Origin of the sequence: Haemophilus parahaemolyticus, from assembly GCF_002015035.1 — a bacterium.
Classification (GTDB): Bacteria; Pseudomonadota; Gammaproteobacteria; order Enterobacterales; family Pasteurellaceae; genus Haemophilus_A; species Haemophilus_A parahaemolyticus.
The window spans coordinates 554,200-571,620 of the sequence record NZ_MUXY01000001.1 but is presented as its reverse complement, the minus strand read 5'-3'; the positions used below and the strand labels follow the sequence as shown (position 1 = coordinate 571,620).

Sequence of the window (17,421 nt, the reverse complement as noted above, 5' to 3'; positions counted from 1 at the left end):
ATTCATTTCTGAGGAATAGTAAAATGGCTGAGATCACAGCATCATTAGTAAAAGAACTTCGTGAACGTACTGGTGCAGGTATGATGGAATGTAAAAAAGCACTAGTTGAAGCGAACGGTGATATCGAATTAGCAATCGACAACATGCGTAAATCTGGTCAAGCTAAAGCAGCTAAAAAAGCAGGTAACACTGCAGCTGAAGGCGTTATCTTAGCACGTATCGCTAATGGTTTCGGTGTTTTAGTTGAAATGAACTGCCAAACTGACTTCGTAGCAAAAGATGCAGGTTTCGTAGGTTTAGCGAACGAAGTTGCAGACTACGCAGTAGCAAACAAAGGTATCTCAATCGAAGAATTAGCAGCGAAATTCGAAGAACAACGTGTTGCATTAGTAGCGAAAATCGGTGAGAACATGACAATCCGTCGCGTTCAATTCTTAGATGGTCAAGTAATTGCTCAATACTTACACGGTGCGAAAATCGGTGTATTAGTTGCTGGTGAAGGTTCTGAAGAAGAATTACGTAAAGTAGCAATGCACGTTGCAGCTTCTAAACCTGAATTCGTAAACCCAGAAGATGTTTCAGCAGATGTGGTTGAACACGAACGTCAAATCCAAATCGACATCGCAATCAACTCAGGTAAACCAAAAGAAATTGCTGAGAAAATGGTTGAAGGTCGTATGAAGAAATTCACAGGTGAAGTTTCATTAACTGGTCAAGCATTCGTAATGGATCCTTCACAAACTGTAGGTGACTACTTAAAATCAGTAAATACTAAAGTAACTAACTTCATTCGTTTAGAAGTGGGTGAAGGTATTGAGAAGAAAGAAGAAGATTTCGCAGCAGAAGTAGCGAAAATCACTGGCGGTAACGCTTAATTCTTTCTCTTATGAGAACTAAAAAAGCAGGCTTTATGCCTGCTTTTTCGCTTATTTGATGGCAACCATCGAACCAAAATTAAAGCATTGGAACCAGAGTTCAATTTGGCTAAAGCCTGCTTCTTGTAATCGTTTTTTGTGAGTTTCAATACTATCGGTGAGCATTACATTTTCCAGTGCGGTGCGTTTTTGGCTCACTTCTAACTCGCTATAGCCATTTGCACGCTTGAAAGTATGATGTAAATCAATCAGCAATTCATTCATCGTGTCATTTCCAAAGGTAAATTTCTCCGAAAGCACCAAAATTCCATTTGGATTTAAACCTTGGTGGATCTTTTTCAATAAAGTTAAACGATCAGCACGAGGTAAAAATTGCAGAGTAAAATTGAGCACAACCATTGAAGCATTTTTAATTTCTACTTGACGAATATCATCACATAAAATTTCAACGGGTACATCAGAGTGATAGGCATTGATATGAGCTCGGCAGCGTTCTACCATTGAAGGTGAGTTATCAATTCCGATGATTTGAGCTTGCTTACCTTGAATATTTCGACGGATAGATAAAATCCCAGCACCGCGAGAGCAGCCTAAATCATAAATATTAGAATGATTGGTCACAAAACGTTGAGCCAACATTCCAATTGCGGTAATGATATTGGAATAGCCAGGCACGGAGCGTTGGATCATATCAGGGAAAACTTCTGCCACTGCTTCATCAAAAGTAAAATCGCCCAATTTTTCAATTGGTGCGGAAAAAATCGTATCTTTCATATTGTTCCTATTTTCTATGAGTTTTTTTCTAAAAATTTCTGGATTGCACGCACAACCGTTTCAGGTTTTTCAGCGTGCACCCAATGATGAGCGTTTGCAACGACAAAAGAGGTTGCTTTCGGGAATTGAGCTAAAATTGTTTCCGTATCTTTTGATTGGATATAATCGGAAGCCCCACCTTTAATAAAGAGCGTTGGTTTGTCAAAATAGACCGCTTGCCAATCCATAATGTTGAGATAATTCGCTTTAATACTTGTAAGATTAAAGCGGAAATAGTCAGGCTTTTGCGGGTCAAAGGCTTTCAGCATAAATTGTTGTTCGCCTTCATCTTTTACAAACTGACTGAGCACTTTTTTTGCCTCTTGTCGGTTGGCAGGTTTTGCCTCTTTTACTGCAAATAAACCTGCAAAATTAGCATCGTGGCGATGCGTTGGGTTTGTGGTTGGGGCAATATCAATTACCACCAATCTATCGACTAATTCAGGAGCGATATTGGCAAGCGTCATTGCTGTTTTACCACCCATCGAATGCCCGATTACAATCACATTGGATAAGTGTAATTCAATTAGTAAGTTTTTGAGATCTTCAGCCATCAACGTGTAATTCATTTCATCTGTGTGAAATGACGCACCGTGATTACGAAGATCTACGCGTAAAATATTAAATTGGTCGGCAAAATTGCGAGCAATAATACCAAGATTATTCATATCGCCAAACAAGCCGTGTAAAAATACCATTGTTTGGGCATTTGGGGTTTCGGTGGCAGGTTGGAGTTGATAATTTAAAAGTAAATTTTTATTCATAAGTTATTCTTTTCACTAAATTTGAGTGATTTTTATCTACAAAAAGATCCTGAACTTGATTATAATGCAAAACAATATTCGCTCAGTAAAATTCAAGTAAATTAAGGGGATAAGATGAAAAACATCGAAATTGATGATGAATTATATCATTACATTGCGAGCAGAACACAATCAATTGGCGAAAGTGCTTCAGATATTTTGCGTCGTCTATTGCGTTTACCTTCATCACCTCAACCATTTGCTCTAGTTCAGCAAAATGTGATTGATGAATTAAAAGCAACATCGAAGCCCAAAGCAAAACCTAATGAGGGAGTTGATACTAAAGAGCAACATTTTCAAAAGATTGAGAATGTATTGGTTTCAGAAATTTTTAATCAACCATCGAAAGGTGTGGTGCGTTTTTTAACATTGCTTGAGGCTTTATATCAACACAATCCTAATGCTTTTGCCAAAGCGACGGAAATGGTAACAGGAAATTCAAGAACCTATTTTGCCAAAGATGAAGCATCATTATTAGCACACGGAAATAGCGTAAAAGCGAAACAAATTCCAAGCTCGCCATTTTGGGTGGTGACTAATAACAACACTAATCGCAAAGGTTTAATTGTAACCAATGTGATGAGAGAAATGGGGTTGCCTAAAAAATTGATTAAACGCGTGCAAGGCTTATTTGTTTAAACTACCATGGTGAAATCTTCGTGTTTTTTGACTGCTTGCTGGGGGAATAAAGCAGGCAGTAAAGCAAGTGATAAGGTGAATGTGGAACAACGCACCGCTATTGTTTGGGAAAAAGGGGAAAGTCGCTTTTTCCCTTTTTTACCTGAGCAAATTTGTTGGCAAGATTTTCACTATCTTATGGCTCAAGTGGCTAATTTTCTCTCTTCACTGCCTTCCTTTTCACAAGCTCAATTGATTGGCTATCAAGGTTCACATCGTTTAATCGGTTTGCTCAGTTATTGTGCAGTGATGGCATTAAATAAAAAGATCTTAATGCTTAATCCTGCATTTTCATCAGAAAAAACAACGCAACTTTGCGAGCAATATGGCACTCAATTTTTGATTACCGATCAGCTTTTTACAAATTTTGATGAAAATCTTACCGCTTGTGAATTGCCTACTTTAGATTATGCCTCTCCTGCTACTTTAACGCTCACTTCTGGCTCATCAGGTTCGCCAAAAGCCGTGGTGCATAGTATCAAAAACCATCTAGCGAATGCAGAAGGTGTGTGTGAATTACTCAATTTTAAACAAGGCAATAGCTGGCTATTGAGTTTGCCGTTGTTTCACGTTTCAGGGCAGGGGATTGTGTGGCGTTGGCTTTCACAAGGGGCAACGCTCTATGTGAATGAAGATAAAGCAGATTTTTTTAAGCTACTTTCTCAAGTTTCGCACGCCTCCCTTGTGCCCACCCAACTGCAACGTTATTTGGCATCAGAGGAACTTCACAAGCGGTCGAAAAAGCAAACTGTTTTGCTTGGCGGAGCTGCTATTCCTGCGGAATTAGTTCAACAAGCGAAAGTGCAGGGCATTACCACTTTCTCAGGCTATGGAATGACTGAGATGGCGTCCACTATTTGTGCCGTGAAAGATGAGTTAGACAATGTTGGCAAACCATTAGCTGGACGGGAAATTCGTTTGGTGGAAAATGAAATTTGGGTGAAAGGTAATTGTTTAGCTCTTGGTTATTGGCAAAAAAATGGCGAAATTCGACCGCTTACCAATGCACAAGGTTGGTTGCAAACGAAAGATCTTGGGCAGTGGAATGCACAAGGTCATTTAATCGTCAAGGGGCGGTTAGACAATATGTTTATTTCGGGTGGGGAGAATATTCAGCCCGAAGAGGTAGAAAAAGTGTTGTTCGCTTCAGGTTTACTCAGGCAGATTTTTATTGTACCAATTGCAGATGTTGAGTTTGGCGAACGCCCTGTGGCGGTGGTGGATTTGCTCGAACCATTCTCAACACAAGCGATCGAAAAACTACAAAATTTTGCGACACAGCATTTAGAAAGATTTAAACACCCGATTTGCTACTTGCCGTTAGATGAAAATTTACAACAAGGTGGCATTAAAATTTCCAGACAACAACTAAAATCTGAGGTTGCTGTTAAACTAGGGCTCACCCGTAAGGATAATTTATGATGAAGAAATATTTTTTCGTTTTTGCTACGATGATTTTTGGTATTTCAATCGCACAGGCTGATTTACCGAATGAAAAAGCATTGCAGGCACAGATTGCAACGTTGCAAAAAGCGGAGCAAACCGATGTAACGAAAGCAACATTAAAAACCTTGCAAGATACTCAATCGTTGTTGGCTCAAATTGCGAAGCAGAAAGCGGATAATGAAGCGTTAAATAGTGAGATTGAACATTCCAAAGCGAGTCTAAAAAAGAGCCAAGATAATCTTACCAAATTAAAAAATAGTACGGTAACAGTGCCGTCATTTGAACATATTTCGCTAGATGATTTGCAGGGGTTGCTTTCAGCTAAGCAAGAGGCATTGAATAATGTACAAACAGAAATGGCATCGCTAAATGGAAAATTAGTCACCCAAAATGCAGTGCCCGATAAAGCACAAACTGCTTTAAGTAACAATGTCACGCATAAGCAAGCGATTAATTCTGCTTTGTTAGGGGCAAACATCAGTGATGAGCAAAAAGTGAATTTCACCACAGAGTTGGCGTTGTTAGATTTACAAAATAGCTACAACCAAACATTATTGCGAGGCAACGAAGATCTTTCGGCACTCTATAATAGTCAGTTGGAAGAGAAAAAATTACAACAGCAACAATTGCAAAATGAACTTGCTGCTATTCAGCAAGCGATTAGTGAAAAATTGATGCAGGCTTCTAAAGTAAAAGTGGAGCAAGCAACGCAAACGCTTGAAAAAAATGTAAATGCGGAGAGCAATCCTGTGATTGTTCGTGCATTGGATTTTAATGCCAAAATGTCACAAGAATTGCTTGATCAAACCACCAAAATGAATGAGCTTTCGCAAGAAAATTTGCGTATTAAAGGTGTGTTGGATAACTTAGAGCAAACTCAACGTAACTTGGATGAGCAGATTAGTTCTTTACATGGCTCGCTTGTGCTTTCCCGTATTATCAATAAGCAGCGTGCGGCTTTGCCACAAGATGAGATGATCAAAGGTTTGGCAGAACGTATTAATGAACTCCGTGTGAATATTTTTGATATGACTGAGTTCAAAGATAAAATTGCGGATCCTAAAAGTTATATTGCGAAGCTTGAAAAAGAGGAGAAAAACACTTTTACAGATGCTGAAAAGAAGCAGCTAACGGAGATTTTATCAGCTCGTACAAAAACTTTTGTGGAATTGATTAAATCGATGAATACTCAGTTGAATTTGGCGATCAACATTGAACTAACCCAGAAACAAGTGCAAACCATCAGCGATGAGTTGCAACAAAAATTGCAACAGCAAAGCTTTTGGGTAAAAAGTAATAATGCGATTGATTTGGCGTGGTTTGCGAAACTTGGTTCGACGCTGGGGTTTCAATTAGAAGAAATTAGCAAGCAATTCGATTTTTCAAATTGGCGTGACAATGTTATTCCTGCAACGCTTTTAATTGGTGGTTTATTGTTGCTGATTGGTTTGATTTTGCGTCAAAAAGAGAACATTAAACGCCAATTAACCGAGATCAATAACAGAATGAAATCGGTAGAAACTGATAGCCAATGGAATACACCTAAAGCGATTCTTTTAACCACGATTTTATGCTTGCCAAGCACCTTTATGTTTTTAACGGTGTTTATTTTGGTGACTTACATCTGTTTCCAAGACCCACTTCCGATCTGGCCGTGGGGCTTGAAAATGGCGGGTTATTGGTTCTGCTTTGCCTTTATGATGGCAATTCTTCGTCCAAATGGCATTGGTTATCAGCATTTTGATATGCCACAAAAAAGTAATGAGTTGTTCTATAACATTCTAAAACGCTCCGTTTGGGTGATTGGATTATTGCTTAACACTTCCATTTTTGCCAATGTGGAAACGGGCATTACGTATGATGTATTGGGCGAAATTATGACCATTACTGTTCTGGTAATGACCGTCTTTATTATCGCACCAGGATTTAGAAAAGCGATTTCAACGTATCAAAATACAGCAGAGGATATTCACGCACCCAAAGGGGCATTAAGTTTTGTGCGTTTGGTCTTGTTGCTGGCACCGATTGCGTTGATTGTGTTGATTGTGATGGGGTATTACTACACATCATTGGTTATCATTGAACATCTGATTTCAACTTATTTTGTGGTAACCACTTGGATTATCGTGCGAAATGTATGTTATCGTGGCTTTACGGTTTCTTCCCGTCGTTTAGCACATCGCCGTTTGCTTGAGAAAAAAGAGTCTTTAGCGAAACAGGCAAGCAATGAACAAGCACATAACTTCGGCGAAGAGGATGTACCATTCGAAATCAAAGCAGATGAAATGGCTGTGAGTGAGATCAAAAATCAGATGCTGAAAGTAACTGATTTTGTGCTCTGGGTTGGCTTGTTTGCAGCACTTTATTGGGTTTGGTCTGATCTTATTACTGTTGCGTATTACTTAAAAGGCGTAACACTCTGGCAACAAAGTGTGACAACTGATGCGGGCGTGGTGATGGAATCGATTACCTTGCTCAATCTATTGGTTGCGATAGTGATTATTGTAGTGACCTATGTGTTGATTAAGAACTTAAATGGTTTGTTGGAAACTTTTGTTTTCCCACATCTTTCGCTTTCTCAAGGTACTCCTTATACCATCAGCACCTTATTAACCTATTTATTAGTGGTGTTAGGGGCGGCTTTTGCCTTCTCAACCTTGGGAATGTCGTGGTCTAAGCTACAATGGCTCTTTACAGCATTATCGGTTGGCTTGGGGTTCGGTATGCAGGAAATTTTTGGAAACTTTGTTTCAGGCATTATCATCTTATTTGAACGCCCTGTTCGTGTTGGCGATATGATCACCATCGATTCATTTAATGGAACAGTGTCGAAAATCCGTATTCGAGCAACTACTTTAATTGACAATGACAAAAAAGAAGTGATTGTGCCAAATAAAGCTTTTATTACTGAACGTGTGGTGAACTGGGCATTAACCAACTCAATGACTCGTTTAGTGATTAGTATTGGTGTGGCATATGGTTCAGATTTAGAGTTAGTGAAGAAATTATTGCTTCAAGCTGCCGAAGAAACTACTACAGTAGTGAAAGATCCTGCACCTATGGCATATTTCCTCTCATTTGGGGCAAGCACATTAGATCACGAGTTGCGTGTTTATGTGGGGCAATTAAGCGAACGTATTCGTACCATTGACCAACTAAACCGCCGTATTAACGAACTTTTCGAACAATACGGAATTGAAATTGCCTTTAATCAGTTGGATATTTTTATCAAAAATCAAAACACTAATGAAGAAGTGAAATGGGCAACGGAAGATTTAACTGCAAGAAATTAGGATAAGAATGTTTAAGAACACCGCAAGTATACTTTTTTCCTGCTTATTCAGCCTCACTCTTTTTTCCCATGATGTTTGGGCAGAAGTTTCTCAAAACAGAGCAGAAGAGAGTATAAGGCAGCAGCTTAGTGCATTAAGATCGGGCACATTAGAGTCAGCGGAAACGAATGCTCAAGCTCAAAACCTGGAATTAACCAAGCGTTTTAATGAGCAAACCTTAAAGCAAAAGGCAGATATTGCGGCATTAGAAAAGCAGCTGCAAGCCTTGCCGCAAGATCTTGCACAGGTGCAAAAACGTACTGCAGAGAATAAAAAAGAAGCGGATGCGGTTTCAGAAAATAGCTTTAATGCACTCTCATTAGCAGATCTGATTAAGCAGCAAGAAAGAATTGAAGCAGATTTGCAGAGTGTGCAGTCTCAATTGTTAGCATTAGATGCTCAAATTTCGAACGATCGCAATTTGCTTAAAAATAACCAACGTTTATTGAATGAAAATAGCGTACGGTTACAAGAGATTAACCGTGTAAAAAGCTTGCCGCCACAGAGCCAATTACCGAATGCGATAGAGCGCTGGGATGCTGAAATCCGTTTTATTGAAGAGAGCAATCGTTATAACAATTTACTCAGCAATAATGCAGAGCGATTGATTGCTTTTGATGAGGCAAAACGAAGCGAGGCGGCAGCACGTCAAGCATTAATGCAAAAGCAGTTATCGGTGTTGCAAGAGGTGCTTAATACTAAGCGTTTAGAAGATTCCGAGCAAAAGGCAAAAGATGTCGCTAGTCAACGCATTGCAAGTAGCATTGAGAATTTCTTAATTACAGATGAACTAGATCATAACAAAGAATTAAGCCAATTTTTGGTGCAACAAACTAAGAAATTAAACACACTTTCGCACGACGATTTACGGATGCGAAATGTGTTGGAAAGCCTTACTCAAACGCAACGCAATATTGACGAACAAATCAGTGCATTGCAGGGTACACTTGTGCTTTCAAAGGTGATTAATAAGCAGAAACAAACGCTACCTACTGAAAAAATCAACAACGATTTAGCGAAATCAATTTCAAATGTGCGGGTTAATCTGTTTGAATATTCGCAACAACGCGATGAGCTTTATAATATTGATGATTATGTCCGCAATCTGACACATAACTTGGAAGAACCTTTAACGAATGAAGAGAATAGTGCGTTAAATAATATTCTCAAAGAGCGTCAAAAATTGTTGGATGAGATTATTAAGTCGTTAAACAGCCAGCTTAATCTTTCGATTACGATTGAAAATAACCAACGCCAAGCCTTGGCGATCGGCGATGCCTTGCAACGTAAACTCCAACAGCAAAGTTTCTGGGTAAACAGCAATAATCCGATTGATTTTGCGTGGCTTAAGGCTTTTCCTGCGTTAGCATTTGCAGAAGTAGGTGTTTTGACCGATTATGTTGGGATTGAAAACGTACAGCCGAATTTATTATCTACGGTGTTGTTTACCTCTATTTCCTTGTTGATTGCATTACTTATCAATTGGAAAAAATCGGCAATAAAAGACCGCTTGGCAAGCCTTGCTTCACGAGTAAACACGCTGACTAACGATAGTCATTGGTTGACGCCAGAAGCGATGTTTTGGACAATATTGTTGGCTTTACCAAGTACACTGATATTTTTCACCGCTTATAATGCGATAGGGTTTCTTTTCTTTAACGACCCGATTGCAATTGGGCGTTGGGGTGTGCGAGTAACGCTTTATTGGTGGTTCTTTGCGACGATGCTTTCATTACTTCGTCCAAATGGTTTAGCATTCCGCCATTTTGGCATGCCGCAAGAGAGTAACCGTATTTTCCAACGTATTATCAAGCAATCAATTTGGATTGTCGGTTTATTATTGGTGTCGTCTATTCCATCGCAAATTGATGAGATTGGCTATCTCAACGATGCGATTGGACAGGTGATGTCAATTATTGCGTTGGCACTTTGCCTTTTTGTGGTTCGCCCATTGCTTAACCGAGCGATTCGTGAATACCAAAAAGCTAAGAAAGAAGAGGGTACAACGAACACAAGTATTAGCTTATTCCGTCTATTACGACTGATTTTAGTGATTGTGCCTATCTCATTGATTATCCTCATTATTTTAGGCTATTACTATACCGCAGTTTATCTCATTACCCACTTGCTCAATAGCTATTTTGTGATTTTGCTTTGGGTTTTTGGGCGCTATTTTGCATATCGTTTTGTGGCAATCTCCGCCCGTCGTTTAGCATATCGTCGTTTGCAAGATAAACGTCGTAAATTGCGTGAACAAGTGTTAGAAAACGGCACAAAAGAAGATGAAACTATCAAGCTCTCGGTAGTAAACCAACAGATTTATCGTGTCACCGATTTGATTGGCTGGGTGGTGCTGTTTGTATCACTTTATGTAATTTGGTCGGATCTGATTAGTGTCGCCTACTACCTTGATGGCGTGATTTTATGGGAGAGCAACGAAGGCAATCAGGTTGAGTCGGTTACGTTACTCAACTTAATGCGAGCCTCGCTTTATGTGGTAATCACCTATGTGTTGATTAAAAATATTACGGGTATTTTGGAAGTGACTGTTTTCTCAAAAATACCTCTCTCCAAAGGGATGCCACAGACGATTATTACGATGTTGACTTACGTTATCGTGACGTTTGGCAGCGTATCTGCATTTTCAGCACTGGGGATTTCGTGGACAAAAATCCAATGGATCTTTACCGCCCTTTCAGTCGGTTTGGGTTTCGGGGTGCGAGAGATTTTTGGCAGTTTCGTATCAGGCTCTATCTTGCTGTTTGAACGTCCAATTCGAGTTGGCGACAAAGTGACAGTAGGGCAGTACACGGGGATTATCACAAAGATTCGTTTACGTTCTACTACTTTGCTAAATTCGGATCATATGGAAGTGGTATTACCAAACCAAGCCTTCGTGACGGATCGTTTTATCAACTGGACGCTGAATAATACTATCACTCGCTTACAAATTTTCTTTAAAGTGAGTTATGATACCGACCTTGATTTGATGCAGCGATTACTTCTACAGGCAGTTAACGAAGCACCAAAAGTGTTGAGTGAGCCAAAAGTGGAAATCAATATGCTTCATTTTGGCGATAATGCATTAGAGCACGAGTTGCTCGTGTTTGTGGGCGAATTGGGTGATCGCATAGAGACAATGAACTTCTTGCAATATCGCATCAATCAACTCTTTAGAGAAAATGGCATCCGTTTTGCACTCAATCAGCTTGATGTTCACTTGCATTCTGAAGATAATCTGGCAGCACAAGCGGGTAAAATCGCATAGAATTTTGCAAATAACAATAAAAGGAAAGCAATATGGCAGGCAACAGCATTGGACAATTATTTAAGGTAACCACTTTTGGCGAATCGCACGGTATTGCATTGGGCTGTATCGTGGATGGTGTACCGCCGAATATAGAATTAAGTGAGGCAGATCTTCAACCCGATTTAGACCGACGTAAACCTGGGACATCTCGTTATACTACTCCTCGTCGTGAAGATGATAAAGTACAGATTTTATCGGGCGTATTTGAGGGGAAAACTACTGGCACGAGTATCGGGTTAATCATCAAAAATGGTGACCAGCGCTCCAAAGATTACGGTGATATTATGGATAAATTCCGTCCAGGTCACGCTGATTATACTTACCAACAAAAATATGGTATTCGTGACTATCGTGGTGGCGGTCGTTCTTCCGCTCGTGAAACTGCAATGCGTGTGGCTGCAGGGGCGATTGCAAAAAAATATCTGCGTGAACAATTTGGTATTGAAGTACGAGGCTATTTATCGCAAATTGGCTCGGTTAAAATTGATCCTGAAAAAGTGACAGATATCAGCAAAATTGATTGGAATGAAGTGAATAGCAATCCATTTTTCTGCCCAGATCCTGTGGCGGTCGAGCAGTTTGATGAGCTCATTCGTGAACTCAAAAAAGAGGGTGATTCTATCGGAGCGAAACTCACGGTGATAGCTGAAAATGTACCTGTTGGTTTAGGTGAACCCGTGTTTGATCGCCTAGATGCTGATTTAGCCCACGCCTTAATGTCCATCAATGCTGTGAAAGCGGTCGAAATTGGCGATGGTTTTATAGTGGTCGAACAAAAAGGCAGCCAACACCGCGATGAAATGACCCCAGAAGGCTTTTTATCGAACCACGCAGGCGGCATTTTAGGTGGTATTAGCTCAGGTCAGCCGATTATTGCTAATATTGCATTAAAACCAACTTCTAGCATTACCGTACCAGGTAAAAGCGTGAATTTAAACAACGAAACAGTGGAAGTTGTTACCAAAGGCAGACACGATCCTTGCGTAGGCATTCGAGCCGTGCCAATTGCAGAAGCGATGATGGCAATTGTGCTGCTTGACCACCTACTTCGCTTTAAAGCACAATGTAGATAAATTTTAGCCTATTAAGTGTATGCTTAATAGGCTTTATTACGTTTTAGCTCTTATTATTTAAGGTAAGTTGAATTTGTTTTAAACAATCGCCATTTTATTTAGTGTGTTTATGTTGTAATTTGCTTGTAGCCTTGTTATTGTAAAAATAATAAGCGGAAAAGCATCTTTATCTTTTTAATTATTAGGAAATAGCAATGGGTAAGTCATTAGTTATTGTTGAGTCACCAGCCAAAGCGAAAACAATCAATAAATACTTAGGCAGTGACTATGTAGTGAAATCAAGCGTAGGGCATATTCGAGATTTGCCAAAAAGTGGCTCAGAAGAGAAAACAGAACGAGCGAAACCAATTTCCACTAAAGGAATGAGTGCCGAAGAAAAAGCAAAAGTGAAAGCGGAAAAAGAGCGTAATGCGTTGGTAAAACGTATGGGGATCGACCCTTATCACGGTTGGAAAGCAAATTACCAAATTATGCCTGATAAACTGAAAGTGGTTTCAGAGCTTAAAACGTTAGCGAAAAAAGCCGACCATATCTATCTTGCCACCGACTTGGATAGAGAAGGGGAAGCGATTGCCTGGCATTTACGTGAAGTGATTGGCGGCGATGATAGCCGCTTTAGTCGTGTGGTGTTTAACGAAATTACCAAAAATGCGATTAAAAAAGCGTTTGAAAAGCCAGAACATCTGAATATCGACCGTGTAAACGCACAGCAAACTCGTCGCTTTTTAGACCGTGTGGTGGGCTTTATGGTGTCGCCATTGCTATGGAAAAAAGTGGCACGTGGTTTATCGGCTGGTCGTGTGCAATCGGTTGCTGTGAAATTATTGGTTGAACGTGAGCGTGAAATCAAAGCTTTCCAGCCCGAAGAATTCTGGGAAATTGTGGCGGATACGCAATCAAATGGCAGAAAACTACCGCTTGATCTGACAAATTATCTCGGCAAAAAATGGCAAGCAAAGAACGAAGCAGAAGCAATGCAAGCGGTGAAAAACTTGCAACAATCTGCGTTTATCGTTACCGACATTGAGAAAAAGCCGACCAGCTCAAAAGCAAGTCCGCCATTCATCACTTCAACGCTTCAACAAACGGCAAGCACCCGTTTGGGCTTTGGCGTGAAGAAAACGATGATGTTGGCTCAACGCTTATATGAAGCGGGCTATATTACCTATATGCGTACTGACTCAACTAACTTGAGCCAAGATGCGTTGAATATGGCTCGTAGTTATATCGATAAACAATTCGGCTCGCAATATTTACCCGAAAAACCAAATTTCTACTCTAGCCGTGAGAATGCTCAAGAGGCTCACGAAGCAATTCGCCCATCAGATATAAATGTCACAATGGCGGATTTATCGGGTATGGAGAAAGATGCTGAACGTTTATACGACTTGATTTGGCGTCGTTTCTTAGCCTGCCAAATGCTTCCAGCACAATATGATTCAACTAGTTTAACTGTTGGTGCTGGCGATTATGAATTAAAAGCGAAAGGTCGCGTCTTACGTTTTGATGGTTGGACGAAAGTGTTACCTGTGCAAGGTAAAACGGCGGAAGACCAGGAGTTACCAAATGTTGCTTTAAATGAAGAATTAGCGTTACAAGCGGTTAATCCTAGCCAACATTTTACCAAACCGCCTGCACGCTACTCGGAAGCGGCATTAGTGCGTGAGTTGGAAAAACGTGGTATTGGTCGCCCTTCAACTTATGCCTCGATTATTTCGACCATTCAAGAGCGTGGTTATGTACACGTGGAAAATCGCCGTTTCTACGCAGAAAAAATGGGTGAAATTGTGACTGATCGCCTTAATGAATCTTTCGGTGATTTAATGAACTATGATTTCACTGCGAATATGGAAGAAACGCTCGACCAAATCGCAGAAGGCAATAAAAACTGGATTGATGCGTTAAATGCCTTCTTTAAAGATTTTTCCGAGCAATTAACCCAAGCCGAATTGGACGAATTACAAGGCGGAATGAAGCCGAACAGCATTGTGCCAACCAATATTGATTGTCCAACTTGTGGACGCAAAATGGCAATTCGCACCGCCTCAACAGGAGTATTTTTGGGTTGTACAGGTTATGCATTACCACCGAAAGAGCGTTGCAAAACCACAATGAATTTAATTCCTGAAGAGGAGTTGATTAACGTATTAGATGAAGATTCAGAAACTAAGGCGTTAATGGCACGTAAACGTTGTCCGAAATGCGATTCGGCGATGGATAGCTACATTATCGATCCTCATCGTAAATTACACGTTTGTGGTAACAATCCAAATTGCGATGGGTATTTGGTTGAAGAAGGCACATTCAAAATTAAAGGCTATGATGGCCCTATCGTGGAATGTGATAAATGTGGTGCGGATATGCACTTAAAACTGGGGCGTTTCGGTAAATATATGGGCTGTACGAACTGCGATAACACCCGCAAAATTCTGAAAAACGGTGAAGTTGCGCCGCCGCGTGAAGAGCCAATCCCATTCCCAGAATTAAGATGTGAAAAAGCAGATGCCTATTTTGTATTGCGTGATAGTGCGGTTGGGGTGTTTATGTCGGCACATAACTTCCCGAAAGTGCGTGAAAGCCGCCCTGCAAAAGTGAGCGAATTAGCTCAATATCGCGACCGCTTGCCAGAAAAATTGCAATATTTAGCAGATGCACCATTAACAGACCCAGATGGTAATCCTGCGATTATTAGTTTCAGCCGTAAAGAGAAACGTCAATATGTGACCTCTGAAAAGAACGGCAAGAAAACCAAATGGATTATGGATTATGTTGATGGGAAGTGGGTAATGCGTTAATTTCATTTTAAATTCAGGCAGATTGAATAAAATCTGCCTTATTTTTTTAGTAAGAACGAGAGGCTTATGTACAAACTGTATCAAATTTGTCACAATAGCAACTGCGTAAAACGCAAAATACATCAACTTAATAAGGAAACCAATATGACAAAAAATCAGTATGCCCATCAACGGGGTAAGATTAACGATAGTGCAGTTAAAGCATTAGTCACCGATCCCCTTTTCCGTACGCGAGTGGAACGCAATAAAAAAGGCAAAGGTAGCTACCAGCGTCACGAAAAACATAAGGGTGCAAACCGAGGCGAAAGCCCATTTAAAATAAACCGATTATTTTAAATGGGCTTTTCCTTTGGTTTGTTATTTCACTTCATAATTTTCAGAATGAGTGGTTAGATCTTTTTTCTTGCTGTAGAGAAAGTATAATTTTTTCGTTCAAACTCACCTGTTGCATTATCTAAAAAGAATTGTCGATACTCTTCCACCCACATTGCCGTTGCACCACAAACGGCAACAGGCATTACCACAAAATTCACAAACGGAATCATAGTAAATAGGCTTACTAAGGTGCCAAATGTGTAATTCATCCATTTATTTTGGCTTAAGGCATTACGCATACGCGGGAAGCTGATTTTATGATTATCAAACGGGTAGTCGCAATATTGAATGGCAATCATCCAAGCCCCGAAAATAAAAGCAAGCACAGGTACGGCTGTTTGCCCTAAAACAGGTACAAAACCAAGGAAAAACAAAGCAATTAAACGTGGCACACTATACATCATTTTTTGCCATTCACGTTTGAACATTCGTGGAATATCTTTGAGCATGCCAAATAATGATGCATCATCCAGCGGTTGATGAGTAAGTTGTAACTCCACTTTTTCGGATAATAGTGCATTAAATGGGGCGGCAATAAAGTTTGCCAGTGTAGTAAAGGCAAAGTAAAAGCCGACCAGCAATAATACGAAAACCAGTGGAATAAGGATAAACGAGATCCAATCTAACCAAGATGGAAGTAGGAGTTCGACCCAATGGTTCATGCTACTTAAGAAAAACCAAGAAAGCCCAATAATCAGTAATACATTAATGATTAAGGGGATGATGACGAATGGTAAGAATTTTTTCTGTGCCAACAAGCTCCAGCCTTTGACGAAATAATGGAAACCCGCTGAAATTTGATTTTGTGGAGATGAAAATAACAATGACATAAAAACCTTAGATGCTCAAAATTTTGTTTGAAATATGGTAAGCTATACCATCTTTTTTCGCAAATAGTGAATCTTAAATTTTTAGATGATTTTCTGAGAGGATTTATGGAACTTCATATTATTTTCTTTATTCTGGCAGGATTGCTGATTGCAATTTTGATAGGGTCAAGTTTTTTGTCTAATCGTCGTGAAAAATCGCGTCTTTTTTCTAACTCTTTTTCACAACGTCAACCTTCAACACCTATAAATAATGTGCCGCCAGAAGCTCATTCTCATTTTGATACATCGCTACATTCACAAGTAGAAAATGTAGCAACGCCAGAGGTAGAAGTACAGTCTTCAGCAGAAATTCAACGTGATGTACAAAACTCACTTAGCGGAATTAAAATCCGTTTACCAGGACAAGAAGAAAATAATGTAGTAAGGGAATTAGAGCGAGAAAGTGCCACGCCAATTTATGGTCAATCTATGTTCAGTCCAATTTATAGTAGCCAATTGGTAGAGCAGAATGTCGCACAATATGTAGAACAAGTGGTAGAGCCAGCAGTATCGGTAACGATAGAGGAGTCTATTTCAGTTACTCAAGAATCTATTGAGTCCAAGCCAGAAATCCCTGCTGATATGATCACGTTTTATGTGGTGTCGGCAGAAGGGTATCAATTTGAAGGTGAACACGTGGTACAATGCTTAGAAGCATTAGGTTTTGAATATGGAGAATATAATATTTTTCATCGCCATAAACATTTGGGGAATAGCAATTCGCCTGTGATTTTTAGTGTTGCAAATATGATGCAACCTGGCGTGTTTGATCTTAACAATTTAAAAGATTTTTCAACCATTGGTTTAGTGCTTTTTATGCACTTACCAACCGACGGTAATCTGCAAACTAATTTAAGATTGATGTTACAATGTACGGAACGCTTAGCTAGTGCATTAAATGGCTTTGTTTTAAACGATCGCCACGAAATCTTTGATGAAAATGCTCGCATTGAATATTTAAAACGCGTGAGCTAATCATCTGCACACTTTTTGGGAAAACAGACCGCTTGCAAGCGGTCTTTTTTATCGATCCTTTTACTAAATTCGAGTTT

12 protein-coding genes are annotated in these 17,421 nt (G+C 39.8%); 9 read left to right on the top strand and 3 right to left on the bottom strand.

All coding sequences use genetic code 11. From position 1 onward, the window contains the following. The first annotated feature begins 23 nt into the window (after window positions 1–23). The gene (tsf, locus tag B0185_RS02825) at window positions 24–875 is read left to right on the top strand and encodes a translation elongation factor Ts (RefSeq protein WP_005706306.1); all 852 of its coding nucleotides are present in this window, start codon (window positions 24–26) and stop codon (window positions 873–875) included. A 51-nt stretch (window positions 876–926) separates the two neighbouring features. Here tsf and cmoA read toward each other — a convergent pair whose 3' ends face one another. Both cmoA and B0185_RS02815 read right to left on the bottom strand, forming a co-directional pair. Further along, window positions 927–1,649: a carboxy-S-adenosyl-L-methionine synthase CmoA gene (gene cmoA / locus B0185_RS02820; protein ID WP_005706350.1), complete on the bottom strand. Its 723-nt coding sequence runs from the start codon at window positions 1,647–1,649 to the stop codon at window positions 927–929. Window positions 1,650–1,663: 14 nt separating this feature from the next. Further along, window positions 1,664–2,452: an alpha/beta fold hydrolase gene (locus B0185_RS02815; RefSeq protein WP_005706336.1), complete on the bottom strand. Its 789-nt coding sequence runs from the start codon at window positions 2,450–2,452 to the stop codon at window positions 1,664–1,666. Window positions 2,453–2,566: 114 nt separating this feature from the next. Here B0185_RS02815 and seqA point away from each other — a divergent pair, with 114 nt between their 5' ends. The 7 genes from seqA to B0185_RS02780 all read left to right on the top strand — a co-directional run bounded on the left by seqA (window position 2,567) and on the right by B0185_RS02780 (window position 15,461). Then, window positions 2,567–3,130 (top strand): replication initiation negative regulator SeqA, encoded by a 564-nt coding sequence (gene seqA, locus B0185_RS02810; protein WP_005706304.1) that lies wholly within the window; start codon window positions 2,567–2,569, stop codon window positions 3,128–3,130. A gap of 6 nt (window positions 3,131–3,136) precedes the next feature. After that, entirely contained in the window at window positions 3,137–4,591 is a 1,455-nt protein-coding gene (gene menE, locus B0185_RS02805) for an o-succinylbenzoate--CoA ligase (RefSeq protein WP_005706298.1), read from the top strand. After that, a complete protein-coding gene (mscK, locus tag B0185_RS02800; protein WP_005706267.1) occupies window positions 4,588–7,908 on the top strand; it encodes a mechanosensitive channel MscK in 3,321 nt (1,106 codons plus the stop codon). Before menE ends, mscK (B0185_RS02800) begins: the two co-directional genes overlap by 4 nt. Window positions 7,909–7,915: 7 nt before the next feature. Beyond that, complete coding sequence (gene mscK / locus B0185_RS02795; RefSeq protein WP_005706278.1) at window positions 7,916–11,215, top strand: mechanosensitive channel MscK; 3,300 nt, start codon at window positions 7,916–7,918, stop codon at window positions 11,213–11,215. Window positions 11,216–11,247: 32 nt separating this feature from the next. Next, entirely contained in the window at window positions 11,248–12,330 is a 1,083-nt protein-coding gene (aroC, locus tag B0185_RS02790) for a chorismate synthase (protein ID WP_005706281.1), read from the top strand. A 194-nt stretch (window positions 12,331–12,524) separates the two neighbouring features. Then, window positions 12,525–15,125 (top strand): type I DNA topoisomerase, encoded by a 2,601-nt coding sequence (gene topA, locus B0185_RS02785; RefSeq protein WP_005706314.1) that lies wholly within the window; start codon window positions 12,525–12,527, stop codon window positions 15,123–15,125. A 144-nt stretch (window positions 15,126–15,269) separates the two neighbouring features. Beyond that, window positions 15,270–15,461 carry an alternative ribosome-rescue factor A gene (locus tag B0185_RS02780; RefSeq protein WP_005706305.1) on the top strand — a complete coding sequence of 64 codons (192 nt, stop codon included), beginning with the start codon at window positions 15,270–15,272 and terminating at the stop codon, window positions 15,459–15,461. A 53-nt stretch (window positions 15,462–15,514) separates the two neighbouring features. On the opposite strand, the gene cysZ is transcribed toward B0185_RS02780, so the two are convergent. Beyond that, a complete protein-coding gene (cysZ, locus tag B0185_RS02775; RefSeq protein WP_005706272.1) occupies window positions 15,515–16,330 on the bottom strand; it encodes a sulfate transporter CysZ in 816 nt (271 codons plus the stop codon). A gap of 105 nt (window positions 16,331–16,435) precedes the next feature. On the opposite strand from cysZ, the gene zipA reads away from it, so the two are divergent. Continuing rightward, window positions 16,436–17,344 (top strand): cell division protein ZipA, encoded by a 909-nt coding sequence (gene zipA, locus B0185_RS02770; protein ID WP_005706265.1) that lies wholly within the window; start codon window positions 16,436–16,438, stop codon window positions 17,342–17,344. The last annotated feature ends 77 nt before the right edge of the window (window positions 17,345–17,421 follow it).